At 37.8% G+C, this 25,840-nt stretch carries 24 protein-coding genes, 3 pseudogenes and 2 riboswitches; of the genes and pseudogenes, 19 read left to right on the plus strand and 8 right to left on the minus strand.

Translation table 11 applies throughout. The features are described 5' to 3' along the window. The first annotated feature begins 75 nt into the window (after positions 1-75). From CCK98_RS08510 to CCK98_RS08525, 5 genes and pseudogenes are all read left to right on the plus strand, one after another. The gene (locus CCK98_RS08510; protein WP_088086180.1) at positions 76-1,656 is read left to right on the plus strand and encodes a peptide chain release factor 3; all 1,581 of its coding nucleotides are present in this window, start codon (positions 76-78) and stop codon (positions 1,654-1,656) included. Positions 1,657-1,888: 232 nt separating this feature from the next. Further along, positions 1,889-2,365, plus strand: coding sequence for a hypothetical protein (locus tag CCK98_RS08515; RefSeq protein WP_088086181.1), 477 nt, complete (start codon positions 1,889-1,891; stop codon positions 2,363-2,365). A gap of 244 nt (positions 2,366-2,609) precedes the next feature. Further along, complete coding sequence (sigI, locus tag CCK98_RS08520) at positions 2,610-3,356, plus strand: RNA polymerase sigma factor SigI (RefSeq protein ID WP_088086182.1); 747 nt, start codon at positions 2,610-2,612, stop codon at positions 3,354-3,356. A 14-nt stretch (positions 3,357-3,370) separates the two neighbouring features. Beyond that, positions 3,371-3,478 (plus strand): annotated as a pseudogene (locus tag CCK98_RS37000) (anti-sigma factor domain-containing protein); the annotation flags it as partial. A 117-nt stretch (positions 3,479-3,595) separates the two neighbouring features. Further along, positions 3,596-4,558, plus strand: coding sequence for a hypothetical protein (locus CCK98_RS08525; protein ID WP_256942291.1), 963 nt, complete (start codon positions 3,596-3,598; stop codon positions 4,556-4,558). A gap of 43 nt (positions 4,559-4,601) precedes the next feature. Here CCK98_RS08525 and CCK98_RS08530 read toward each other — a convergent pair whose 3' ends face one another. From CCK98_RS08530 to CCK98_RS08545, 4 genes and pseudogenes are all read right to left on the minus strand, one after another. Then, on the minus strand, positions 4,602-4,805 hold the full coding sequence (locus CCK98_RS08530) for an alpha/beta-type small acid-soluble spore protein (protein WP_088086184.1): 204 nt from the start codon (positions 4,803-4,805) through the stop codon (positions 4,602-4,604). Between the two features lie 153 nt (positions 4,806-4,958). Next, a pseudogene (locus CCK98_RS08535) lies at positions 4,959-5,247 on the minus strand (heterodisulfide reductase-related iron-sulfur binding cluster); the annotation flags it as partial. After that, positions 5,214-5,668: pseudogene (locus tag CCK98_RS08540) on the minus strand (sugar diacid recognition domain-containing protein). The pseudogenes CCK98_RS08535 and CCK98_RS08540, both read right to left, overlap by 34 nt. A gap of 139 nt (positions 5,669-5,807) precedes the next feature. Beyond that, positions 5,808-6,161 (minus strand): DUF3905 domain-containing protein, encoded by a 354-nt coding sequence (locus CCK98_RS08545; protein WP_088086185.1) that lies wholly within the window; start codon positions 6,159-6,161, stop codon positions 5,808-5,810. Between the two features lie 136 nt (positions 6,162-6,297). Between CCK98_RS08545 and CCK98_RS35185 the strand changes: the two genes are divergently transcribed. Beyond that, complete coding sequence (locus CCK98_RS35185) at positions 6,298-6,459, plus strand: hypothetical protein (protein ID WP_166257651.1); 162 nt, start codon at positions 6,298-6,300, stop codon at positions 6,457-6,459. Further along, entirely contained in the window at positions 6,459-6,596 is a 138-nt protein-coding gene (locus CCK98_RS35190) for a hypothetical protein (protein ID WP_179195748.1), read from the plus strand. Before CCK98_RS35185 ends, CCK98_RS35190 begins: the two co-directional genes overlap by 1 nt. Before the next feature lie 20 nt (positions 6,597-6,616). Here the strand turns inward: CCK98_RS35190 and CCK98_RS08550 are convergent, their stop codons facing one another. Together CCK98_RS08550 and CCK98_RS08555 are read right to left on the minus strand one after the other, a co-directional pair. Next, positions 6,617-8,362, minus strand: a complete 1,746-nt coding sequence (locus CCK98_RS08550) for a B12-binding domain-containing radical SAM protein (protein WP_088086186.1) — start codon at positions 8,360-8,362, stop codon at positions 6,617-6,619. Between the two features lie 125 nt (positions 8,363-8,487). After that, positions 8,488-10,182 carry an L-lactate permease gene (locus tag CCK98_RS08555; RefSeq protein WP_088086187.1) on the minus strand — a complete coding sequence of 565 codons (1,695 nt, stop codon included), beginning with the start codon at positions 10,180-10,182 and terminating at the stop codon, positions 8,488-8,490. Between the two features lie 328 nt (positions 10,183-10,510). On the opposite strand from CCK98_RS08555, the gene CCK98_RS08560 reads away from it, so the two are divergent. The 7 genes from CCK98_RS08560 (at position 10,511) to CCK98_RS08590 (ending at position 18,760) form a co-directional block, all read left to right on the plus strand. Further along, positions 10,511-11,239, plus strand: a complete 729-nt coding sequence (locus CCK98_RS08560; protein ID WP_088086188.1) for a FadR/GntR family transcriptional regulator — start codon at positions 10,511-10,513, stop codon at positions 11,237-11,239. 309 nt (positions 11,240-11,548) lie between these two features. Next, positions 11,549-12,268, plus strand: a complete 720-nt coding sequence (locus CCK98_RS08565) for a (Fe-S)-binding protein (protein ID WP_088086189.1) — start codon at positions 11,549-11,551, stop codon at positions 12,266-12,268. Positions 12,269-12,314: 46 nt separating this feature from the next. Beyond that, complete coding sequence (locus tag CCK98_RS08570; RefSeq protein ID WP_088086190.1) at positions 12,315-13,739, plus strand: LutB/LldF family L-lactate oxidation iron-sulfur protein; 1,425 nt, start codon at positions 12,315-12,317, stop codon at positions 13,737-13,739. A gap of 2 nt (positions 13,740-13,741) precedes the next feature. Then, positions 13,742-14,461 carry a lactate utilization protein C gene (locus CCK98_RS08575; protein WP_088086191.1) on the plus strand — a complete coding sequence of 240 codons (720 nt, stop codon included), beginning with the start codon at positions 13,742-13,744 and terminating at the stop codon, positions 14,459-14,461. A gap of 278 nt (positions 14,462-14,739) precedes the next feature. Continuing rightward, the gene (locus tag CCK98_RS08580; RefSeq protein WP_088086192.1) at positions 14,740-15,753 is read left to right on the plus strand and encodes a 2-oxoacid:acceptor oxidoreductase family protein; all 1,014 of its coding nucleotides are present in this window, start codon (positions 14,740-14,742) and stop codon (positions 15,751-15,753) included. After that, entirely contained in the window at positions 15,753-18,047 is a 2,295-nt protein-coding gene (locus CCK98_RS08585; RefSeq protein ID WP_088086193.1) for a transketolase C-terminal domain-containing protein, read from the plus strand. The genes CCK98_RS08580 and CCK98_RS08585 overlap by 1 nt, the downstream gene beginning before the upstream one ends. A gap of 128 nt (positions 18,048-18,175) precedes the next feature. Next, entirely contained in the window at positions 18,176-18,760 is a 585-nt protein-coding gene (locus tag CCK98_RS08590) for a metalloregulator ArsR/SmtB family transcription factor (RefSeq protein ID WP_088090348.1), read from the plus strand. 34 nt (positions 18,761-18,794) lie between these two features. Here the strand turns inward: CCK98_RS08590 and mtnK are convergent, their stop codons facing one another. After that, positions 18,795-19,979, minus strand: coding sequence for an S-methyl-5-thioribose kinase (mtnK, locus tag CCK98_RS08595; RefSeq protein WP_088086194.1), 1,185 nt, complete (start codon positions 19,977-19,979; stop codon positions 18,795-18,797). Between the two features lie 103 nt (positions 19,980-20,082). Next, positions 20,083-20,236, minus strand: a riboswitch (SAM riboswitch). Between the two features lie 68 nt (positions 20,237-20,304). Continuing rightward, positions 20,305-21,090 (minus strand): carbon-nitrogen family hydrolase, encoded by a 786-nt coding sequence (locus CCK98_RS08600; RefSeq protein WP_088086195.1) that lies wholly within the window; start codon positions 21,088-21,090, stop codon positions 20,305-20,307. 118 nt (positions 21,091-21,208) lie between these two features. Here CCK98_RS08600 and CCK98_RS08605 point away from each other — a divergent pair, with 118 nt between their 5' ends. The 5 genes from CCK98_RS08605 (at position 21,209) to CCK98_RS08625 (ending at position 25,718) form a co-directional block, all read left to right on the plus strand. Beyond that, on the plus strand, positions 21,209-22,384 hold the full coding sequence (locus CCK98_RS08605; RefSeq protein WP_088086196.1) for a pyridoxal phosphate-dependent aminotransferase: 1,176 nt from the start codon (positions 21,209-21,211) through the stop codon (positions 22,382-22,384). Positions 22,385-22,467: 83 nt separating this feature from the next. Next, a riboswitch (SAM riboswitch) is annotated at positions 22,468-22,576 on the plus strand. 72 nt (positions 22,577-22,648) lie between these two features. Further along, positions 22,649-23,860, plus strand: coding sequence for a 2,3-diketo-5-methylthiopentyl-1-phosphate enolase (gene mtnW / locus CCK98_RS08610; RefSeq protein ID WP_088086197.1), 1,212 nt, complete (start codon positions 22,649-22,651; stop codon positions 23,858-23,860). Next, the gene (locus tag CCK98_RS08615) at positions 23,857-24,531 is read left to right on the plus strand and encodes a 2-hydroxy-3-keto-5-methylthiopentenyl-1-phosphate phosphatase (protein ID WP_088086198.1); all 675 of its coding nucleotides are present in this window, start codon (positions 23,857-23,859) and stop codon (positions 24,529-24,531) included. Before mtnW ends, CCK98_RS08615 begins: the two co-directional genes overlap by 4 nt. Next, positions 24,525-25,154 (plus strand): methylthioribulose 1-phosphate dehydratase, encoded by a 630-nt coding sequence (locus CCK98_RS08620; protein ID WP_088086199.1) that lies wholly within the window; start codon positions 24,525-24,527, stop codon positions 25,152-25,154. The genes CCK98_RS08615 and CCK98_RS08620 overlap by 7 nt, the downstream gene beginning before the upstream one ends. A gap of 30 nt (positions 25,155-25,184) precedes the next feature. Then, positions 25,185-25,718 carry an acireductone dioxygenase gene (locus tag CCK98_RS08625; protein WP_088086200.1) on the plus strand — a complete coding sequence of 178 codons (534 nt, stop codon included), beginning with the start codon at positions 25,185-25,187 and terminating at the stop codon, positions 25,716-25,718. The last annotated feature ends 122 nt before the right edge of the window (positions 25,719-25,840 follow it).

Raw genomic sequence — 25,840 nt, forward strand, 5'->3', positions numbered from 1 at the left:
TGCAAAGTTAGCGTTTCAGAGATAAGATTGAGGTTATGGACAAAAATTTTTATTGTCAAAAGAGAGGAAAACGAAATGGGTAACAATTTTAAAGAAGATGTATTGTCACGCCGGACATTTGCGATTATTTCCCACCCTGATGCCGGTAAAACCACGCTAACTGAAAAATTATTATTATTCGGCGGTGCCATTCGTGATGCGGGCACTGTAAAAGCGAAAAAAACGGGAAAGTTTGCTACAAGTGATTGGATGGAAATTGAAAAGCAGCGGGGAATATCGGTAACCTCCAGTGTAATGCAATTTGACTATGATGGATTCCGTGTCAATATTTTGGATACTCCTGGCCACCAAGATTTCAGTGAAGATACGTACCGTACTTTGATGGCTGTAGATAGTGCTGTGATGATCGTCGATGCTGCAAAAGGGATTGAGGCACAAACACTCAAGCTTTTTAAAGTATGCCGGATGCGTGGTATTCCAATTTTTACATTTATGAATAAACTTGATCGCCAAGGCAAGCCGCCACTTGAACTTTTGGCTGAATTAGAAGAGGTTCTCGGCATTGAATCATATCCGATGAACTGGCCGATTGGGATGGGGAAAGAGTTCCTTGGAATTTATGATCGATTTAACAATAGGGTTGAACAGTTCCGTGTCGATGAGGAAGAACGATTTATTCCATTAAATGAAGACGGGGAAATAGCCGGGGACCACCAGCTAAAAACGTCGGGACTTTATGATCAAACACTTGATGAAATCATGTTGCTTAATGAGGCTGGAAATGAATTTTCAGCGGAAAAAGTAGCAGCTGGTAACCTGACACCTGTTTTCTTTGGTAGTGCGCTAACTGCCTTTGGTGTCCAAACATTTCTTGAGTCTTACCTAGAGTTTGCTCCGCCCCCAAAGGCGCGTAATTCATCCATTGGGGAAATTGATCCATTAGGGAACCAATTTTCAGGTTTTGTCTTTAAAATTCAAGCAAATATGAATCCGGCACACCGAGACAGGATTGCTTTTGTACGAGTGTGTTCTGGAAAATTTGAGCGAGGAATGACAGTGAATATTCCGCGTTTGAATAAACAAATAAAGCTTTCTCAATCGACATCGTTTATGGCGGAAGAACGAAATACGGTAGATGAGGCAGTTAGTGGAGATATTATCGGCTTATACGATACAGGCACTTACCAAATTGGCGACACACTGACCTCTGGAAAGGATGACTTTCAATATGAAAGACTGCCTCAGTTTACACCAGAACTGTATGTCAGAGTTTCTGCCAAAAACGTGATGAAGCAAAAATCATTTTATAAAGGAATTCAGCAGCTCGTCCAAGAAGGAGCAATTCAGCTTTATAAAACAATTAAAATGGATGACTATTTATTAGGTGCAGTTGGTCAATTGCAGTTTGAGGTTTTTGAGCATCGAATGAGAAATGAGTATAATGCAGAAGTATTAATGGAACGGATGGGGTCGAAAATAGCTCGTTGGGTTGAGGGTGAAACCGTCGATGAAAATTTATCGAGTTCCCGTTCTCTTCTAGTTAAAGACAGATATGACCATTATGTATTTTTGTTTGAAAATGACTTTGCTCTCCGTTGGTTTCAAGAGAAAAATCCAACAGTTAAACTCTATAATCCAATGGATCAGGAGACTTAAGAAAAGTGGCAGGTTTGATACCTTCCCTTTTTTACAGATTGATAAAACAGGAAATTCAGACTAGTTCGCTGAGATTGGGTTAGATTTGTCCAATACTACTTACGCATCCTAAAAAAGAATTAAGGTTGGGAAATAATATTGATTTTCTGTTATTTTTTTACATAATCTGGATAAGCTAAGTTGAAGTGTTTTTTAGCTTACAAAAATATGCCATGAGAAGCGGGATTGTACGATGAAAAAAATGAGCAAACTCGAAGCTGTTTTATGGAATATTGCTTTTCCTGGTTTTAGTCAATTGTTAATGGGTCAATATATCAAAGGAATATTGTTCGTTGCATTAGAAGTAATGATCAATGCCAAAAGTCACTTTAATATGGGAATTATGTTGAGCTTCTTAGGAGAAATTGACAGGGCACATGCGGTTCTAAATTATCAATGGCTTATGTTTTATCCATGTGTCTATATGTTTTCCATGTGGGATGGTTATCGTTCTGCCATGCCTAAAGAGGAAAAATACACATTTTTACCATTTGTCTTCGGTGCGTACTTCGTCACTGTGGGTTTAATGCTGTCACCTAAAGTCACGATTCTAAAAGTTCACCCAGGCCCTATATTTTTACCGATGTTGTTTTTAATTCCAGGGCTGCTAATTGGCTTTGTATTAAAATTTTTAATGTCTATAAAGCTTCGAAAAAAAATGATCGAATAAAAAGCTTCAAATCAGGATATATCTGGTTTGAAGCTTTTTATTGGGAAAATTTTTTTTATTATAACCCCCACAAACTGGTTCAGAAGAAACGTAACTATGTAGTAAAAAGAAAAAGGCAATAATCCTCTAAACAATAAACAGGAAATGATAGGCATTCTTGGTGCTATCTTTTTCTAAATGCTTTACACCCATAAAGTCAAATATAACAGCATTATGTTATAATTGGTCGAATAGAGGTGAGCAAATGCTAAGTTTATTGTTTATGGCCAAAAAGAAAAAAAGAACTTTGGAAGAAACCGTTCTCTTAATTCAACAAGGTGAGCAATACCTACTTGACGAAATTATCAGTGCTTATAAGCCATTTATTGCAAAAACAGTGTCTTCAGTATGTAGACGATATATCTATGAAACCGATGATGAATTTAGCATTGGTCTCATCGCATTTAACGAAGCGATTGAGAAATACTCAACTGAGCGCGGAAGTTCTTTATTGAGTTTTTCCGAAGTCATAATCAAAAGAAGAGTTATTGACTATATCCGTAAACAGTCAAAAAATCAACACCTAAGTTTTGATTTAACTAATGATACCAAAGACGAAGAGTCAGTAGGAACAATCATTGTTAACGAGCTCTCACTTGATGACTACAATAAAAAGAATGATGATCAACTAAGGAAAGATGAAATCCTTCACTTTCAAAAATTATTGAATACCTTTGATTTAAGTTTCAGTGACTTAGTTGAGAATTCACCTAAGCACTTCGACGCCCGAAAAAATGCCATTATAATAGCGAAAATGTTAGTAGAAAATCAGGGATTAAAAGAATTGTTATTTACGAACAAGCGTCTTCCCATTAAGCAATTAGAAAAAATGGTAGATGTCAGCAGAAAGACAATTGAACGGAACAGGAAATATATTATTGCCATTGCACTTATTTTAGCGGGTGATTATATCTTTATGAAAGATTACATAAAGGGGGTGCTTGAAACATGAAAAAGGGAGTTGTAATGGAAATAGATGATGCATTCCTAACGCTTTTAACCCCTGAAGGTGAGTTTTTGCATGCCAAGAGACAAAATCAGCCATATGTAATTGGAGAAGAAATCCATTTTTTTTCGATTGAAAGTGTTAAAACTACGAATCATTTTAATACATTAAAAAATGTTTTTAAATTAAAACCAGTTTGGGTGCTAATGGCAGCATTATTTATCTTCCTCGGTTCGTTTTTTCCCATGTATCAAAATAATAAGGCATATGCCTATATGTCCATCGATGTAAATCCAAGTATTGAGTTAAGTATTAATAAAAAAATGCAGGTTGTAGAGGTAACTGGTTATAACAAAGAAGGAAAAGAGATTATTTCCCAATTGAATAAATGGGAAAAAGAGGATGTTTCTAAAGTAGCTCAAACTATTTTGGCTGAAATGAAAAAAGAAGGCTACTTGAATACTAAGGAAAACATTATTATTTCCACGGTCCGGACAAAAGAGGCTGAAGTTAAGATTGATAAAAAGCTTCAAGAGAATATTGATGAGATCAAGGCGTCATTGAACAAACAAAAGTTTGGAATTACAGTTTTAAAAGCTACGAAAAGTGAATGGAAAAAAGCTCATAAGCTTGGTATCACAACTGGGAAATACAAGAAAAACAAAGTTCAGGGTTCTATTAATCAAAATGAGAAGACAAAAGATAAGGGCGGAAAACTTGATAGGAAAGCTATACCCTTAAGTTCGGCTAACACAAATCCCTTAGGTCAATTCAAAAAACAAACAGAAAATAAGGCCATCGAAAACAATGGGATTGCAGGAAATAAAAAGCAAACTGAAAAAATATGGTTAAACGGCAAATTCATACCACCTGGGCAGTTAAAAAAGATCGAAGATGATCAACTAAAACAGAAACAACAACAACCCAAAAAGCAAAATAATCAAAGGGAAAAATCATCTGGAAATCAAAAATCAAAAAGCAACGAAATAAATAAAGAGAAAGACAGTCAAAAAGAGAAAGACAGTCAAAAAGAGAAAGACAGTCAAAAATGGAAAGACAGTCAAAAAGAGAAAGACAGTCAAAAATGGAAAGGCAGAAATATCGGAGAACATCAAGGGGAATATAACCAAAAGTATAAAGAGAAAAACAGCGAAAAACAAAATGGGAAAAGTTACCAAAAATATAATCACAATCAAAAGGATAAATAAAGTCCGGATATATTATCCCGGACTTTTTTCCATATTTATTAAATTATTTTTGAGTGAATTGTCCAGAAATTTGTGCTTGGGCTTGTTGAACAAGGCGTTTTGTAATTTCGCCACCTACAGACCCGTTTGCTCTTGAAACAGTATCTGAACCTAAATTAACGCCGAATTCTTGGGCAATTTCGTATTTTACCTGGTCTAAATATTGTTCAATCCCAGGCACTAACAACTTGTTACTGCTATTGGCCATTTTATTCAACTCCTTCTTTTCGGTACAGAGATAATTTCAGCTCTGTATAAGTATTATTTATTTATTTTTGTGATTTATAAGTGGTAATGTTTTTCGGTTTTGGATTTTAAATTTTGATAAGAATAAAAAAAGAGCCCTTCGGCTCCTCTTTCATTATTTTTTAACTGCTTCTAATAGCAGGTCAACGATGTGTACACCTCTCATTTTCTCAGAGAGTCCTTCTTTTTCAATCCCAACTTTCATTTGCAATAAGCAGCCAGGGTTGGCAGTAACAATAGTTGATGGATGTGTGTCTTTTGCTTGTACCATTTTGTAATCAAGCATTTTCATCGACATTTCTGACTCAATAATATTATATATTCCTGCCGAACCACAGCAACGGTCGGCGTCTTTCATTTTCTGCATACTCTACACCTTTAATAGACTGGAGAAGCCGTCTTGGATAGATAAAAGCTTTGCTCTGCTTAAAAATGAGTCGTTCCATTCTTTAGCTTGAACCCAATCCATAATGAATGATTCTACAGCACGCGTGTGCCAATCAAACTGCTCAGTATAATAATTTTCACTTATGAGGAGTTCCGTCATTTTTCGGATCACTTCACCAAAAGGGGTGACTTTATCTGGTTCACCTGTGATTCCAATAACTCCAATTACATCATGTTGAAAGAAGATTGGTAAATTAATCCCTGCTTTCACACCTGTTAACTTTAATTGATCTTCTTCTGTAATAATCTGCTTTTGCTTTTTTGTGCAGTAACCAATGCCCCTTCATGGAAGGTCCTGACACGTTCTAAGTCTGTACTTGCAATGATATACCCGTCTGTGTTAACAACAATAATATCTTCACCGATTAATTTTCTCACTTCTTTAACTATTTTTTCTGCTAACTCAGGTAATAGCAACGCGAAAAATGCTCACTTTTATTATATCAATGTTTATTTTGAGGTGTATGTTAAAAAAAACACTCTGGGTGGATATCCCAGAGTGTGATCAAATTATAAATTAATCGCTTCCTTTACTAACATCTTTTGTGGGATGCATAAAAGGGTAAGCTTGTGGTTTCTTTTTACTTTCTAATAAATCACGATTTTCGGCTGTGTTCCAGCCGATATCGTTTGTAGGGTGAACCCATTCATCTCCAGCCATGATAGCGGGGTCTGTATCTTTTGTCCAGGTTTCTAATGGTGAATTAGAAGAGGCGTATATACTATCACCAATTGTCACACCATGTTTATTTACAAAAGGAGGCTCCATCTTTATTCCAGTACCTTCAAAGCTTGGGGCATTAATTTGATGTGGCATCGTTTCATTCATGCTTACCTGATCCGCAGACTGTGTATTCTTCGCATTTTTCATTTTTGCATCACTCCTGTTTTTTCTTATTTTCTTCGAGTCATGGGATTTTATTTATGAAAAATAAGGAAAGGAATGATAACTCTATATTTGTTCAAAACTATGGTAGTAAGATTAATTTTTAAGGGAGGATTATTCCATGGCTAAGCGCAAAGCAGAATTTGATGCAGTAGAAAAATATACAAAAACACCACATAAAAATGTTCAGGAAAGTGAATTTTCTGCGGAATTTACCGATAATAACAATGCTATAAGGTTTCAAAATCGAAATTCAAAATTAGGAAAAAAGGGAAGAAGCTAATGAAAAGCCGCCGTAAAACTCCACCCCGTATTCCGACTGAAGAATTCAGCATTGAATTTGGCGATGTTAACGGCACAAAATTATATGATATTCTCCAGGTCTCACATAAAGAGAAGAAAAACAATAAAAAGAAATAAGCCGGCAATGCCGGCTTTAGTTAGTTCTCAAGAAATGAAAATATTAGTGTTCGGCCCTTCATGGGGTCAAAATAAGCTAATACACTGGAAGGCTGTTTATTAATCTTACCAGTTGTTTGATACAATGCTATATCGAAGGATATTTCTTCCAACATGGTATGTTTATATAAGTCCTTTTCATCAAGGCCTAAATCAATAAACGATGGTCCTAACATCGAAGGGTGTTCAGAAATTTGTTTGTAAATTTGTGTTCTCTTTTCCTTATCAAAGCTAGCTTCCCACCAAGGTTTTCTCGGTTTATATTTATGGTTCTTTAGGTAATCATATTTCATCAGGCCTATTATTACATCTAGGTCATTAACCTTTTGATGGCCCAAAAACGCATGAAGTCTGCGGAATAAATCCTCAAGCTGATGACCAATTCTGGACCAGCCTTGTTTTTCCCAGTAGGAACCAAACTGTTGGAAGAAATCAAAAGGGGATGGAAAAACATTTGTTATTAAGAATTCAACTGTTTCATCCATCCGGTGATCATTCCAATACTTTTCCAAAACATCCTCGACTTGCTTGATTCTAACGATATCATTAAATGAGAGTACGTTATTACTTAATATTTCATATGGAGAATGATCCATATAAACATATTTTTGTTCAGCAGCACGTAGTCGGACTCCTGTTCCTCGAAGCATTTTTAAAAAACCTAACTGCAGTTCTTCAGGACGTAACTCAAAAACATCATTAAACGTTTTTCGAAAAGAAGCGTAATCTTCTTCTGGTAAACCAGCAATTAAATCAAGATGCTGATCAATTTTTTTACCTTCCTTTACCATTGTGACGGTTCTACAAAGTTTTGAATAATTTTGTTTGCGCATCACAAGTTCATTTGTAAAGTCATTAGTTGATTGGACTCCGATTTCAAAGCGGAAAAGTCCCTTAGGTGCTTCTTGGTTGAGAAATTCAATTACTTCAGGCCGCATAATATCTGCAGTGATTTCAAACTGAAAGACGGTACCGGGAAGATGTTCATCAATTAAGAACCGGAACATTTCCATAGCATAGCTCCTGCTAATATTAAATGTTCGATCCACAAATTTGATGGTTTTTGCTCCATGAGTCATTAAATAAAGTATATCGTCTTTAATTTTTTCACGATCAAAATAACGGACACCCACTTCAATAGACGACAAACAAAATTGGCAGCTAAATGGACAACCGCGACTAGTTTCAATATAGGTGACTCTTTTGCCTAAATGAGCGATATCTTCAGGGAAGCGATAGGGTGACGGTAATTCCTTAAGGTCTAGCTTATTCATTTGGGGAGTAATGACAACTTGCTGATTATCACGGAAGGCGACACCAGGTACTTTTTTATAGTTACGGTTTTTTTGGATTTCAGCCAGAAGCTGTTTAAAGGTTTGTTCTCCTTCACCCATAACAATAAAGTCAACCTCAGGTATTTTCTCCATCCATTCACGGGTATCATAAGTTACTTCCGGGCCGCCTAGAACAATAATTATCGATGGATCTACTTTTTTTATCAAATTTACAACTTTAATGGTTTCCTCGATGTTCCATATATAACAGCTAAATCCAATGACTTCAGGATTCAGTTGATAAAGATCTGTTACGATATTTAAGACCGGGTCCTTTATTGTATATTCTTTAATCTGTATATTGAATTCTGGTGCTGCATAAGCCTTTAAATATCGAATCGCTAAGTTAGTATGTATATACTTAGCATTCAAAGTAGAACAAATAACATTCATAAAAAAACTCCTTTACATAAATGAAAACAATATATTATTATAACTTATTTTAGACCAAAAGGATAGGAAGCAAACAATCAAAAAGCCCATGCCGCTTGGGCATGAGCTTTCATGTGTTGAAAAGGTTAAGATATCATCCAAGATAATACACCGTTTTGTAGGAAGGTAAGAATTCCTACTATAATGACAAGGAAAAAGCTATGTTTAATAGTGAAGCGGAATAACTCGGATTCTTTTCCTGCTAATCCTACAGCTGCACAGGCAACTGCAATAGATTGTGGTGAAATCATTTTTCCAGTTACCCCGCCTGAAGAGTTAGCTGCAAGGGCAAGTACTGGGTCCATTCCGACGGAAGTTGCTGTGATTTTTTGCAGGTTACCGAATAATAAGTTTGCAGAAGTATCAGAACCAGTAATAAACACTCCAAGCCAGCCAAGGAAAGGTGAGAAAAACGGAAATAGTAATGAACCTGTTTTGGCAAGAGTCATTCCAAGAGTAGTGCTCATTCCAGAGGCATTCGTGACATACGCAAAACCAACAACAGCAGCAATTGTAATAACTGGATACTTTAATTCATTAATGGTTTCACCAAATGTAACGAGCCAATTTTTCCAAGAGATACCAACAATGAATTTTGTCAAGAACGCAGCGATTAAAATTGCTGTACCTGCGGCACCAAGAATCTCAAGTTTATAAATGGCAGGAATTGGAGCACCAGCACTGTTAATAATTTTATTATTGATTAATGGTACATTTGGAATAAAGGTTAATGCATGTCCGATGGAATTAATAGCTTTTAAGATAGCATTTGCACCTTCATAATGACCAGTTAATGCTAGTTTAATAGTAGGCATGCCCCATAAAGTTATGATTCCTGTTAACAATAAGAAAGGGGACCATGCCTTGAAAATTTGCCCTCCCGTATGTTTTACGTCTTGGGTTTTTAATTTCTTTGCGGTTGATGTAGCAGCAAGCTCTTGTTCAGAAGAAAAATGGAAAATAGTTTTTGGCTTCCAGAATTTTAAGAAGATGGCAAGTGCGAATAATGAAACAAGTGCTGATAAGATATCTGGAAGCTCTGGTCCCATAAAGTTAGAAGTAAAAAACTGTGTCACGGCAAAGGCAACTCCCGAAACAAGAATGGCTGGCATTACTTCTTTTGTTTTTTTCCAGCCTGCCATAATAAATACTAAGTAAAATGGGATAAAGACAGATAGAAATGGCAACTGGCGGCCCACCATCTTGGAGATTTCAGTAGCAGCAACTCCAGTTGGACCTTCCATGGCAATGATTGGCGCACCAATTGCTCCGAATGCGACAGGCGCAGTATTTGCAATTAGACAAAGCCCAGCAGCATATAAAGGATTAAATCCTAAACCGACTAAAAGAGCCGCTGATATGGCGACGGGTGCTCCGAAACCGGCTGCACCTTCAAGGAACGCACCAAAGGAAAACGCTACCAATAGTGCTTGTAAACGGCGATCCTCAGTAATAGATACAACAGAAGTTCTGATAATATCAAATTGTCCTGTCTTTACAGTAAGTTTGTACAAGAATACTGAAGTAATGATAATCCAGCCAATTGGTAGGATACCATATACAGCTCCTTGGGATGCAGACATAAATGCCATCCCTGCTGGCATTTTATAGGCAACAATTGCAATTACTAAGGCAATGGCTAGAGTTGATAATCCAGCAAGATAGCCTTTCATCCGTTTAATTGCTAATGCCCAGAAGAAGTATAGAATTGGAATTAGTGCAACAACTGCGGAAAGCACGAGATTATCTCCCACTGCTGTAAAATTTTGAGTAAATGTCATAATAGCTTAATCCCCCCAAATTAGCTTTTTTTGATTTTTTCTTCCCCCAAGAAATGGTATCTACCCTCCTTAATTTTAGCAACCGCTTTCAAATAGCTTTATGGTCATCTGATGACTAGATGTCTCTTGGTGCTAAAATGAATTATATGGACGATTTGGAAGAAATTCAATCTTTTTTTTTTAAAATATGACTTTTTATTATTTTTACGGTAAAGAAGATAAAAAACTTTATTATTTAAGATAGCGTAGATGTTAGATGCAGTTCTATCAAAAAAATGTATAATAAAGATGCGTCCAAATTACGAAATGGTTGTTAGGGGCTGGATGGGTGAATTATAAAAAGATTAAACCAAAGAAGATATATGAAGAAGTAGCAGAAGCTATTTATGAAATGATTCGAACGGGTCAAGTAAAACCAGGTGAAAAACTGGATTCAGTACAACAGCTGGCGGAAAATTTTCAAGTGGGGAGGTCTGCCATTCGCGAAGCATTAACCTCTTTAAGAGCGATGGGCCTCATTGAAATGAAGCAAGGAGAAGGTACATTTGTAAATGAGTTTGAAACAGATCAAATAACCTTTCCACTATCAACAGCTATGTTAATGAATAAAGAGGATATAGCTCAATTATTAGAGGTTCGTAAGATCATTGAAATAGGTACAGCAGCTGCAGCTGCTAAAAAGAGAACCAATCAGCAGCTCATAACTATGGAGAGTGCATTGGAAGAAATGAAACATGCAAATGGGGATGAGGAACTCGGTGAAAAAGCTGATTTACAATTTCATCTTGCTTTGGCAGATGCAGCACAGAACCCACTGCTGCTTAGCTTAATGAATCATGTTTCTGGATTAATGGAAGAAACAATGAAGGAAACTAGAAGAGTATGGCTTTTTTCTAAGCAAACAACGGTAGAACGTCTTTATAATGAACATATTGCTATTTATGAAGCAATAAAAGAGCAAGATGTAGATAAGGCAAGCAAGTTTATGCTTATTCACTTAGAAAATGTTGAGGCTCTACTACAAAAATATTTCCAATCCACCAATTTATCTAGGTAGTATTTTGGCAAAGTGATTTATTAAAAACATGTGGCTCCAATTTATTAGGAACGCATGTTTTTTTAATAGCGCTGTTAAAGCTAAATGTTGATTTTGGCACTATGTTGATTGAAGCGGAAAACAACAGCCAAGTATAAAATAGCCTTTAAATAATAAAATTTTTTTTGAAAGCACTTTCTTTACAGCGTGTTTTTTTGTATTGTAGTAAAGTAGAGATTAAGTAATATATATTTTTTATTCAAGTCATCTGATGACCAGTTCACCTGTATGATTTGACGAAAAACAGATATTTAGGAGAGGAAGACAAACATGAAGGTTACACTTTTTGCGACATGTATTGTAGATATGTTTCAAAGTAATGTAGGAAAAGCAACAGTGGAATTGCTTGAAAGGCTTGGATGTGAGATAGATTTTCCAGAATCCCAAGTATGCTGTGGACAGCCATCATATAATAGTGGTTATGTTAAAGAATCAAAAGAAGCAATGAAGCGTATGATTGATACTTTTATAGATGCCGAGTACATAGTATCTCCATCCGGTTCCTGCATCACAATGTTCCACGAATATCCACATATATTTAAGGGCGACCCTGTTTGGGAACCAAAAGCAAAAAAATTGGCGGAAAAGTCATTTGAACTTACACAATTTATTGTAGATGTCATGAAAATTGAAGATGTTGGTGCCCGTTTTGAAGGAAGTGTAACATACCATACCTCTTGTCACATGACGAGATTGTTAGGAGTTAAAAAAGCTCCTATGATTCTATTAAGCAATGTAAAAGGCCTTAAGTTTACTGAATTGCCTGGAAAGGAACAATGCTGTGGCTTCGGCGGAACTTTTTCTGTTAAAATGGCACAAATCTCAGAGCAAATGGTCGATGAAAAAGTTCGCCATGTTGAAGAAACTGGTACTGAATACCTTATCGGTGCTGATGCAGCGTGCTTAATGAATATCGGTGGACGGATAGATCGAGTAGGAAAGCCAATCAAAGTGCTGCATATTGCTGAGGTATTAAATAGTCGTGGATAGTTATTTACTTGCTTAATAAAATTTACTTGAGTGGAGGAATGGTCGTATGTCAATGAAGATTAGCACGGATCAGTTTAAAGAACGTGTTGATAAAGGGATCCATGATGACTTCATGCGGGGTGCCGTTGCAGGAGCACAGGACGGTATGGGCGTAAAAAGGCGTGTTGCAACAGAAGAATTAGGAAACTGGGAAGAATGGCGCTCACATGGAGAAGAAATCCGTCAACATGTGTTAGAGCACTTAGATTATTACTTAGAGCAATTAAGTGAGAATGTAGCTAAGCGGGGTGGGCATGTATTTTTTGCTCAGACTAAGGAAGAAGCTAATGATTATATTCGTGAAATAGTTAAGAAAAAAGAAGCAAAGAAAATTGTTAAATCCAAATCAATGGTAACAGAAGAAATCAGCTTAAATGCAATGCTGGAACAAGAAGGCTGTGAGGTAATTGAAACGGATCTAGGTGAATACATTCTTCAAGTTGATGATCATGATCCGCCATCTCATATTGTCGTGCCGGCCCTGCATAAAAATAAAGAGCAAATTCGCGACGTGTTTACTGAAAAACTTGGTTATAAAAAAACTTCAAAACCAGAAGAATTAGCCTGGCATGCACGTGAAATGCTTAGGAAGGAATACCTATCAGCCGATATTGGTATAACCGGATGTAACTTTGCAGTGGCAGAGACCGGGTCTTTTAGTTTAGTGACGAATGAAGGAAATGCTGATTTAGTTACCGCGTTACCAAAAACACAAATTACCGTTATGGGTATGGAAAGACTTGTCCCTACCTTTGAAGAGATGGAAGTTCTTGTTAGTTTATTAACGAGAAGCGCCGTAGGGCAAAAATTAACCAGTTATATTACCGTGCTAACAGGACCCAAAGAAGCGTTGGATACGGATGGTCCGGAGGAATTCCACCTTGTCATTGTCGATAATGGCAGATCCAACATTCTTGGCGGGGAATTCCAGTCGGTATTGCAATGTATCCGTTGTGCTGCTTGTATTAATGTATGCCCAGTGTATCGTCATGTGGGCGGACACTCCTACGGCTCGATCTATTCTGGCCCAATAGGTGCGGTTCTGTCTCCTTTATTAGGTGGATATGACGAATTCAAAGAATTGCCTTACGCATCAACTCTATGTGGTGCTTGCACTGAGGTATGTCCGGTAAAAATACCGTTACATAACCTTCTCCACAAACACCGTGAAATCATTGTCGAAAAAGAAGGAAAAGCACCTATTTCCGAGAAACTGGCAATGAAGGCTTTTGGTTTAGGGGCAGCATCACCACTCTTGTATAAGCTTGGTTCGAAAATGGCACCAGCTGCATTGAACCCGTTTACGGTTGGAGAGAAAATATCAAAAGGGCCAGGTCCATTAAAGGCTTGGACAGATATTCGTGAGTTTCCGGCACCAAATAAAGAGCGATTCAGAGATTGGTTTAAAAACCGTGAAAAAGGAGGCAAATAATCATGGTAGGGACGATTCAAAATCGGGATAAATTTTTAAATCAAATTGCCGACCGCCTTGAACGCCCACGAATTTCCTCTGCGGTTGAAAGGCCGACTTGGAAATTCCAGCCCCAATATGAGGTGTTAAAGGATGCTACTCAGGACGATTTGTTAGAGGTATTAACAGAACAATGTAAGAAAATCCATACAAACCTCTATGTAACAGACAGCAAAGATTTAGCAACTACTCTTAACAAAGTGGTTTCAGGCTATGGTGGCGGTCCAATTGTAACCTGGAAAGATGAGCGCTTTTCTCAGTGGGGGCTGGATCCTCTCTTTAAGCAAGAATGGCCTAGCCGGAAAATGGAAGTATATGAATGGAATCACACCAAAGGGAAAGAAAATATCGCGAAAGCGGAAAAGGCTAATGTCGGGATTACCATAAGTGAAATAACACTTGCAGAATCCGGAACGGTGGTTTTGTTTAGCAATGAGAATAAAGGAAGAACGATTAGCTTTTTACCAGCAACCTATATTGCACTTGTACCGAAAAGCACTTTAGTTCCACGGATTACGCAAGCTGCTCAAAAGATGAGGGAGATTCACAAGGAAACGGGGCATGTTGCTTCCTGCATCAATTTTATTACCGGACCAAGTAACTCTGCGGATATCGAATTGAATCTAGTTGTTGGTGTCCATGGGCCAGTAAAAGCTTCCTATATTATTATTAACGATCTTTAAACAAAATGAAATGGTCTGTATCCGGAAATGGATGCAGATCATTTTTTTTAATCTGTTATATAACATAAATATACCTGTTATATAATTATGAAAGCTCTTTAAAGTCATATATGATAACGCTTATTCAATAAAAATTTTATCTGTTTCAAAATAATTATCATTATGTTTGACTTTTATCACAGCGTAATAAAAATAGTTGTCTTACAATAGTTTTTGGGAAGTTAAATTTTTATGTCTATTTCGTGTTAGTTTATTGAACGAAGTTAGGGAGGGACATTATGTCTATTTTACCGAAAAAAAATGAATTAGGATTTTTTGAAATCCGTCTTGAATCAATTGGGGGGCTGGGAGCTAACTTAGCTGGAAAAATGTTAGCGGAGGCTGGTGTTTTAAGTCTTGGCTTGAAAGGATCCAATTTTTCATCCTACGGCTCTGAGAAAAAAGGGTCTCCAGTAAAGAGTTTCATTCGCTTTTGTGAACCAGATGTAGAAATTAGAGATCATAGTCCAATTGAACAACCACATATTGTTGGTGTTTTCCATGAAGCCTTATATAGAACGGTTGATGTTGTTAGCGGTTTGAATGCTGATAGTATAGTCTTAGTAAATACAGCAAGGGATTTTGATGAAGTTAAAACGGATTTACAATTAGATTACGGTACACTAGCGATTGTTGATGCCCTACAGATAGCCGTAGAGGAAAAAACTAAAGTAAATACGGCAATGCTCGGAGCATTATATCGTATTTGTGATTTTTTAGATCCTGAATCCATGAGAGACGTGATTCGGAAAACGTTTACGAAGAAATACCCGCATCTTGTTGAACCAAATATCCGCACTTTTGACCACGGTTATAATGAGGTTCAATTTAAAACATATAAAGTGCCAGAGGAGGCTGAAGGAAAAGCCTTCACACGTCCACTTCCACAGCTTGGATACTTGACTCAGGATATCGGTGGTGTCATGGTTTCTCAAGCAAATAGTATTTTTAAAGATTTAAGTGGTTCACGCCAAGGATTCCTTCCGGAGTTCCAACAAGACAAATGTATTCACTGTGCTGCATGTGACAACGTTTGTCCTGACTTTTGCTTCGTTTGGGAAGAAGGAGAAGATAAGCGTGGAAGAAAACAAATGTTCCTTCAAGGTATTGATTACCAATACTGTAAAGGCTGCCTGAAATGCGTGGAAGCTTGCCCAACCGACGCACTCGGTGATCTTCGTGAAATGCTTGGGTATGCAGATAATAACCGCGTAAAGCAAAACTTTCCTTATATTGCAGGAGGAATCCAATAATGGCTATTTTAGAAGATAAATTAACAACAAAAGGTGTAGCAGAACAAATTTCAACTTTTGAATCTGGAAATGAAATGGCTGCTATGGCGGCAGCACAAATCAATTATCATATTATGGGATATTTTCCAATTACACCTTCAACAGAGGTTGCTCAATTTTTAGATCAAATGAAAACGCGCGGGGAGCATGATATTAAACTGATTCCTGCAGATGGCGAGCACGGTTCAGCAGGTATTTGCTACGGTGCTGCGGCAACTGGTGCACGTGTTATCAATGCAACCAGTGCAAATGGATTCTTATATATGCTTGAACAAATGCCTGTCCAATCAGGGACTCGTTTTCCAATGGTTATGAATCTAGTTACTCGTGCCGTCAGTGGTCCGCTTGATATTCGTGGCGATCACTCTGATCTCTATTATGCATTAAATACAGGCTGGGTAATCTTAACAGCAAAAACACCGCAAGCTGTATATGATATGAATATTATGGCGCTTAAAATTGCCGAACATTCAAAGGTTCGCTTACCAGTTATTGTTGCTTATGATGGCTTCTTTACATCCCACCAAAAGCGTCGAGTGGAATTCTTTAAGGACCGCAGTGTTGTACAGCAATTTGTAGGTGAATGTCCAACCGATTACAACTTTGTTAGAGACTTGAGGAAGCCAGTAACGATTGGTGCTCATATGAGTGGTGATGACTTCATTAACAATCACTACCAACAATCAGAAGCAATGTACAATGCTGGTGAGGTATTTAAGGAAGTGGCTGCGGAATATGCTAAGCTTTCTGGAAGAGAATATCCAGTTCTAGATTTATATAAAATGGAAGATGCAGATGTAGCATTATTCCTATTAAACTCTGCGGCAGAATCTGCTAAAGATGTAGTGGATCAGCTTCGTGCAAAAGGAATTAATGCAGGTGTAATTAGCCCGAATATTATCCGTCCATTCCCTGCAAAGGAAATTCGTGAAGCCCTTAAGAATGTAAAATCATTATTAGTTGGGGAACGTGCGGATTCTTACGGAGCAAATGGTCCTAACCTTACACATGAAGTGAAATCTGCACTTCAAGATGACAAAGACAACCAGACGATCGTGTTAAGCCGCGTATTTGGTCTCGGCGGTAAGGATTTCTATGCAACTGATGCGCAGGCTTTCTTTGAAATGGCACTTGATGCAAAGGAAAAAGGCTATGCTGAAAAGCCATTTGATTACTATGGTCATATTCCAGGTAATCCTGAAAAAATCCTTAAGCCTGTTATTTTGCCACAGCACGGGGATGTTTTTAAAACAGGTTTAATTGATGTGAAAATGGATGAAGAAACCAAAAAATTAAAGGTGAAAGTCCCGCCGTTACGTGCTTTAACTGGTAAACCGAAACGGATTGCCTCCGGTCACGGGGCATGTCCAGGGTGCGGAATTTTTGCTGGACTCGAGTTATTCTTTAAAGGGATTGAGGGAGACATTGTTACTCTATTCCAAACGGGATGCGCTTATGTAACAACAACATCTTATCCTAGCACCTCCCATAAGCAAACGATGATGCACAATTTGTTCCAAAACGGTGCCGCTACGCTTTCAGGTACTGTTGAAGCATTCATGGAATTAAAACGACGCGGCGAAATTGAAGTATCGGATGACGCCACATTTGTTATGATTACTGGTGATGGTGGTATGGATATTGGTATGGGTTCAGCGATTGGTACTGCTCTTCGCGGACATAAACTGATTATGCTTGAATATGATAATGAGGGCTACATGAATACAGGTTCACAAATGTCTTATTCAACACCACTGGGTCATATGACAAGTACATCAGGAGTTGGAAAAGCACAGCGAGGAAAAGCTTTCCACCATAAGGATACTCCGCAAATTATGGCTGCTACCAATATTCCTTATGTGTTTACTGGTTCGGAAGCCTTTCCACAGGACTTAGTTAAAAAAGGTGCAAAAGCACAATGGTACGCACAAAATGTTGGAACAGTATATGGAAAACTTCTCATCACATGCCCACTAAACTGGAAATCTGATGACCGTTTTGGTGCAAAGATTATCGAAGCTGCTGTAGATTCTTGCTTCTTCCCGCTTTATGAGGTAGAACAAGGTGTTACAACCATAACTTACAATCCAGAAGAGAAGAACAAGCGAATTCCACTTTCTGATTGGTTAAAATATATGGGGAAAACAAAACACCTACTTAAAGATGAAAACAAGCCAATGCTAGAAGAATTTGAGGCAGAAGTTGAGAAAAGATGGCAGAGACTCAAAGCAAAGAATGAAAATCCTATGCTGTAAAAAAAGCAAATCAAAAAACACTTCCTTTGGGATGTGTTTTTTTGTTGGTCATTGACAGGGCTTTTTAAATTTGATATATATCTAATTAGATGTATATCGAATTAGAATGAAGCGGAGGTAGTGCATTGATACAATTAGACCGTGTTGTTGCGTTTTATAAAACGATGGGGGATCCCACACGGATTAGAATCGTTGCTATATTAGCAAAAGGTCCACTCCATGGGCAGGCAATAGCAGGAAAGCTTGGCTTGTCCGCACCTACGATTACCCATCATTTAAAGAAATTACGAGAGATCCATGTGGTGTATGACAGAAGAGTCAAGAATACGATTTACTTTTACCTAAATGAATCGTTGATTAACCAGCAGGCAAAGGTGTTTACAGAGCTGTTAGAAAAAAAGGGGAAGGAGTTGGATGAAATGGTCGAGTCAAGTATCGAGAGACAAAAAATTATCGAGAACTTCTTTATGAAAAATGGGAAACTAAAGAACATTCCTGCCCAACGGAAGAAGAAATTAATCGTGTTCGAACACATGGTACGTGAGTTAAAAATAGGTGAAAAGTACGAAGAAAAACAATTAAACGAGTATATAAAACAATTCCATGATGATTATGCAACTATTCGCAGAGAGTTTATCATAAATCATTACATGTTCCGCGAAAATGGTATTTATGAACTAAATCCAGAAGAAATGTGGGCAAAACTTGACTAGAAAAGCAATCCGAAAGTTCAGATTGCTTTTCCTATTATAATGCTTCTTTTACAGTCGTTATGAAAGAAGAAAGGTTCTTTATTTCTTTTCGCTGTTTAATTAGGATTGTACCGAGATCTAATGTTCTCTGCTTAGCAGTAATTCTAGGTTGATCTTCCTCGATCCCATCTAAATCAGCAACATGAGCAAGACCAATTGTTCTTCTGATTAATTCGCAGCCTGCAAAGCCGATCGAGTCCTCAAAAAACTTAGTTAAATTATAGTTTAAATATGTAGTGGATTTAGCGTAATCGTCTTTATTCTCCGTATTCCATAATTGTGTAAATTGATCCTCAAATACATTCCATACCGTTTCAATATGATTGAGGAAAAGATCACGTTGTTCAACATTTGCTATTACCTGAAAGAGAAGATTTGCAAATACTTGGCCGATATCAAATCCAGCTGGTCCGTAAAAAGCAAATTCAGGATCGATTACTTTTGTTTCATAATTATCGGCAAAAACACTTCCGGTATGAAGATCACCATGGAGGAGAACTTCAGCCTCTGTTAAAAAGCGTTTCTTCAAAATATTTACATGAAATTTTAGTTCTTCATCCTGCCAAAGCTCTTCGACTCCAGGACGCAGTCCTTCCTCGAAATCGTTGGTTTCTGCATCAATAAAAGGATCGGTAAAGATTAAATCTTCAGTTATTTTGCAAAGCTCGGGATTGATAAACTGTTGTACATATTCCTTTTTTAAGGAAGGGCCTAATCCATAATCAGAAGTGTAAAATAGTGTTTTTGCAAGATATTCACCTAGATGCTTTGAAATTAATGGATAGGTTTCTCCTTTGATAAAGCCAGTTCTTGCGATCGAAAGATGGGAAAGGTCCTCCATTACGGTTACAGCTAGGACATCATCTGTGAAAAAAACTTGGGGCACATAATCTGGAGCAATCTGTCCGAAAATTTTTAAGGCATCCGCTTCAATCTTTGCTCTTTTCAAAGTTAATGGCCAGCTTTCGCCAACTACCTTTGCATAAGGGAGAGCTTGTTTGATAATAACACTTTTTCCTTCTAATTTATCAACAATATGAAAGACTAGATTGAGATTCCCATCGCCAATCTCCTTGCAGGAAAGTTTTGCATGCTGGTCAAAAATTTTCAATTCAAGTGCCAGTTCAACTGCACTCTCGTTTGTTAAAGGCTGGTATGTTTTTTGTTTTAGTAGACTCATTATGGTTCCTCCTCGTTTTAGGGAGGCTTAGTTATGCACGCAGGCACTAAAAAAGCCTCTTTCTCATCTGAAAGAGGCTGATAGACAATATTGTCTGTCGCACCTCTTATCTCTCAGAAAGATAATCCTTCTGTTGGAATTAGCACCGTGCCTTAAAGGGGGGGATCCCCAGCGCAAAAAGCGCCCCATTTCAATGGGTTTCCGGTCGGTTGCTGGGCTTCAAAGGGCCAAATCCCTCAGCCAGCTCGTGATAAGAGAAAATCTATTTAACTGGTAAAAATCATATCAGTAACAAAGAGAAAGTGTCAATATTTTTTGAAAATTATTATTTATAGAATTCTGGTTTTCTATCCGTGAAAATAGGAATTTGCTTACGGACCTCCTTGACTAAGTCCATCTCAATTTCAGCCGATAGGATTTCTTCCTTCATTCCAGCCTCAGCAATGACCTCACCCCACGGGTCAATAATCATTGAGTGACCAGCAAAATGGTTATTTGGGTCATTTCCAGAACGGTTACAGGCAATTACATAACATTGATTTTCAATTGCTCTTGCAATTAAAAGGGCCCTCCAGTGGGACAATCTGGGTGCAGGCCATTCGGCCACAACAAACAGTGCTTCTGCACCTTCTGATGTGTGAGCGCGTATCCACTCTGGAAACCGGATATCATAACAGATCGACCCAGCAAACTGGTGATTATCAAGTTGGAAAAGTCCCTTCTCAGCGCCAGGCTCTAAGAAAACATGCTCATTCATGAGTTTAAAAAGATGTAGTTTACTATACTGGTGTACAAGCGTGCCATCTTTATTAATGATGAGGAGAGTATTTTTTACTCCTGTTTCTTCTCGGTTTGCAACTGAGCCGCCAACGAAATGAACCTGATTTTTTTGTGCTGCATTTCTCAGAAATTCAATCGTTTGTACTGCTTTTGGGTCTGCAATTTCATTAAGGCGGGTCAAGTCATAACCCGTTGTCCATAGTTCTGGAAGGACAATGATATCGGGTTGTTCAATCAGTGCTTTTTCAATGAGTCTTTCGGCAGTTTGGTAGTTTTTATTGGGATTGCCAAAGACGATATCCATTTGCAGACATGAAATTTTTAATTTCACGAATCTTCACCTCGTTTGAAATTTCGGAATTTTTTCTTTACAAGCCATTATAAAAGTTATATCATTTGTGACTAGAAATTCATAATGATTCTTATAAATAATTAAGCAGGTGAGAATAATGAAGCAATTTCCACCATCAGAACTATTAACTAGTCTTCCGAAGCAATTTTTTGCTTCACTTGTTAAAAAAGTAGGGGAGTATATTTCACAAGGGTTTGATGTGATTAATTTAGGGCAAGGCAACCCCGATCAGCCAACGCCTTCTCATATTGTTAAAAAACTTCAAGATGCAGCAGTGAATCCATTAAATCATAAATATTCTCCTTTTCAGGGACATCGTTATTTAAAACAGGCTGCCGCTGATTTTTATTTAAGAGAATATGGAGTGACCATTGATCCGGATAAAGAAGTGGCAATTTTGTTTGGGGGTAAAGCAGGACTTGTCGAAATCCCTCAATGCTTATTAAATCCGGGGGATACCATCCTTGTACCTGACCCCGGTTACCCGGATTATTGGTCTGGGGTTGCTCTTGCAAAAGCTGAAATGGTTACGATGCCGTTACGAGAGGAAAATAACTTTCTGCCGGATTATTGCGAACTGGATAAGTCTGTTTTATCAAAAGCAAAGTTAATGTTCCTCAATTATCCTAATAATCCAACAGGAGCTACAGCTACTCATGAATTTTTTGATGAGACTATTAAGCTAGCGAGTGATCATGATATTTGTGTTGTTCATGATTTTGCCTATGGTGCTATTGGTTTCGATGGTGAAAAACCAATAAGTTTTATGCAGGTTGAAGGGGCTAAAGAGGTTGGGATAGAGATATATACTTTATCAAAAACCTTTAATATGGCAGGCTGGCGTGTTGGTTTTGCTGTTGGGAATGAGAGTGTGATTTCAAGCATCGAACTTTTACAGGACCATCTTTATGTTAGTTTATTTGGGGCTGTACAAGAGGCAGCGGCTGAGGCTTTAATGGGCCCTCAGGATTGTGTACGGGAACTAAACGATCTTTATGAGCGAAGACGTAATGTATTGATTGATGGGCTTCGTTCATTGGGATGGAATGTCACCGCGCCAAAGGGTTCCTTTTTCGCGTGGCTCAAAGTTCCTGAGGGCAAAACATCTGAGGAATTTGCTAACATTTTACTTGAACAAGCACATATCATGGTTGCACCGGGAATTGGCTTTGGAGAATTTGGAGAAGGATATGTCCGTGTTGGGTTATTAACATCAGAACAACGATTAGCCGAAGCTGTTGAAAGAATTAGTCGTTTGGAAATATTCTGTTAAATCGATTGACATTTTTTATTTTTCTTGCGATAATGCAAATTAAAGTTAAACAACATTATAAATTTAATAAAATACGAATCGTTTTCTTATCAAGAGCAGGCGGAGGGAAAAGCCCGATGAAGCCCGGCAACCGACTTAAACCAGTTTTAGGCACGGTGCTAATTCTTGCAGCAACAAGCTGATAGATGAGAAGATGTTAGTTTGCGGCTAACCTCTTCTTTGTTGAAGAGGTTTTTTATGTTTTTTGAAAGGACGTGTTTTTGAATGTCTAAAATAATTGCTACATATTTACTGCATGATGAAAAAAAGCCAACCAAAAAGGCTGAAGCGATTGCACTTGGATTAACTGTAGGTTCATGGACGAACTTGCCTGAACTAGAGCAAAGCCAATTACGCAAGCATAAAGGCAGTGTGGTATCAGTTGAAACGATTCCTGCAGAAAAAGGTGACCAATCTTTAATCCGCATATCCTATCCAGCGATTAATTTTTCTAATGACCTGCCTGCTATTTTAACAACCGTTTTCGGTAAGCTTTCATTAGATGGAAAAATAAAATTACTAGATTTACAGTTTGATGATGGATTAAAGAGTCAGTTCCCTGGCCCAAGGTTTGGAATTGAAGGTCTTCGGAAGAAATTAAACGTTTATAATAGACCGCTTTTAATGAGTATCTTTAAAGGAGTGCTCGGTAAAGATCTCGCATTTTTAGTTGAGCAATTAAAGCAACAAGCCCTTGGTGGTGTAGATTTTGTGAAGGATGATGAAATCCTTTTTGAAAATGAGCTAACACCATTTGAAAAAAGAATTGTCGAAGGAAAAAAGGCATTGCAAGAAGTATTTGACCAAACAGGACATCGAACTTTGTATGCAGTTAACCTAACGGGTAGAACATCGCAGCTGAAGGAAAAAGCAAGGAAGGCTGCAGAGCTTGGAGCGGACCTCTTACTGTTTAATGTGTTTTCCTATGGCATAGACGTCCTGCAGGAATTAAGAGAAGACGATGAAATTGCCTTACCGCTTATGGCACACCCTGCAGTTAGTGGTGCTTTTACATCATCTCCAGTTTATGGATTATCCCATTCATTATTGCTTGGAAAGTTGCTTCGTTATGCTGGTGCTGATTTGTCGTTGTTCCCATCCCCATATGGAACCGTGGCGTTAGAGAAGACGAAAGCACTGTCGATTGCAAGTGAGTTAACCGTAGAAGATGTCTTTAAAAAGTCATTCCCAGTTCCATCAGCGGGAATTCATCCAGGCTTGGTTCCTTTATTAATTCATGACTTCGGTATTGATTCTGTCATTAATGCAGGCGGAGGGGTCCATGGCCATCCAGATGGTGCACGCGGAGGGGGCCTTGCGTTCCGTCAAGCGATTGATACCAACCTTAAAGGAAAGTTATTAGCCGAAGGTGCAAAACAGCATCCTGAGCTCCATATGGCACTAAAACTATGGGGTAATGCAGAGGTGACCGTATGACAAAACCAGTGATTTTTTGTGATTTTGACGGAACGGTAACTGAAAGTGATAACATCATTAGCATAATGGAAAAGTTTGCTCCTCAAGGGTGGGAACGGATCAAAGATCAAATCCTCTCACGTGAGATTTCGATCAATGAAGGAGTCGGGAAACTTTTCTCCTTATTACCAAGTAAGTTAAAGGATGAACTGACTGAGTTTGCGATTGAAAATGCAAAGATTCGCCCAGGATTTGGAGAGTTTGTTGAATTTGCGCGTGCAAAAGGTATTCCATTTTATATTGTTAGTGGCGGTATTGACTTCTTTGTTTATCCAATCTTGGAGAAATATGGTCCATTTGATGGAGTTTATTGCAATGAATCGGATTTTACAGACGAGAGAATAAAAATTCTATGGCCGAATGAATGTGATTCATTATGTAACAATGATTGCGGATGTTGTAAACCAAGTATTATTCGTAAATTAAACACTCAGGAAAACCGTTTCAAAATTGTTATTGGAGATTCGGTAACTGATCTCGAGGCAGCAAAACATGCGGACTTTGTGTTAGCAAGAGATTTACTTCAGGAAAAATGTGTGGAATGGGGAATCAATCATCAAGGATTTACATCTTTTTTCGACTGTATCGAGGAAATTAACAAAAGAATTGAGGTGGATGAACTAACATGCTAAATGAAAGATGGAACGAATTAGCCGATGTAAAGGATGAGTTAGCTGAGCGTGATTGGTTTATGGGTACGAGCGGTAACCTGGCGATTAAAGTAAGTAATCATCCGCTTCAATTTTTAGTAACAGCAAGTGGAAAAGATAAACGCAAGCGAACAGATGAAGATTTTTTACTCGTTGATGAATTTGGCCGTGCAGTTGAAGAAACACATTTAAAGCCCTCAGCAGAGACACTTCTTCATGTCGAAATTTACCGTCGAACCAATGCTGGCTGCAGTCTCCATGTGCATACGATTGATAATAATGTGATCTCAGAAGTTTATGGTGATAATGGTGAGGTCACATTTAAAGGTCAAGAGTTAATCAAGGCCTTTGATAAGTGGGAAGAGGACGCAGTCTTAACAATACCAATTATTCACAATTATGCCCATATCCCGACACTTGCTAATAAGTTTTCTGAACATGTTTCAGGAGATACTGGAGCTATCTTGATTCGCAACCATGGAATAACGGTATGGGGTAGAAATGCCTTTGAGGCTAAAAAAATCCTTGAAGCCTCAGAGTTTTTATTCCGCTACCAGTTACGTTTACTAGAGCATAAACCATATCAATTATTTAAAGTCGTGTAAAAAATATTAAAAATGAGAGGATGATGAAGAATGGCTTATATTACTTTTCAAACCAGAGAAGAGCAAATTCATGAACTAGAAGAGGTTGCAAGCTTTCTGGAGTCGCAGGAAGTTATTTATGAAAATTGGGATATTAGTAAGCTTCCCGCTGAACTCGTAGAAAAGTATCTTTTAAGCGATGAAGAAAAGGTAGAAATTCTAGCTGCATTTGAAGGCGAAATCGCAGATATTTCTGCTAGACGTGGCTACAAAGCTCAAGATGTCATTTCTTTATCAGAAAATACTCCAAATTTGGATGTATTACTGACAAACTTTAAAAATGAGCATCATCATACAGATGATGAAGTTCGTTTCATAGTCAGCGGCCACGGTGTCTTTGTCATCCAAGGTAAAGATGGTGAGTTCTTTGAAGTACATCTCAATCCAGGAGACTTGATTTCTGTACCTGAAAATACAAGGCACTATTTTACCCTTGAAGAAGATCGGAAAGTGGTTGCTGTAAGGATTTTTGTTACCACCGAGGGATGGGTACCTATTTACGAAAAAGAAGAAGTAAATCAATAACGGATACTAAAACTGGCTGTAGATTATTGCAAGCCAGTTTTTTTATTGTGTCTATAAGAATGGTGAAATGGAATAAAACGCTTGCAAACTAGAAGGATTTTGTCGTAAAAACAAGAATTTAT

Source organism: Bacillus sp. OV166 (assembly GCF_900177675.1).
Classification (GTDB): Bacteria; Bacillota; Bacilli; order Bacillales; family Cytobacillaceae; genus Neobacillus.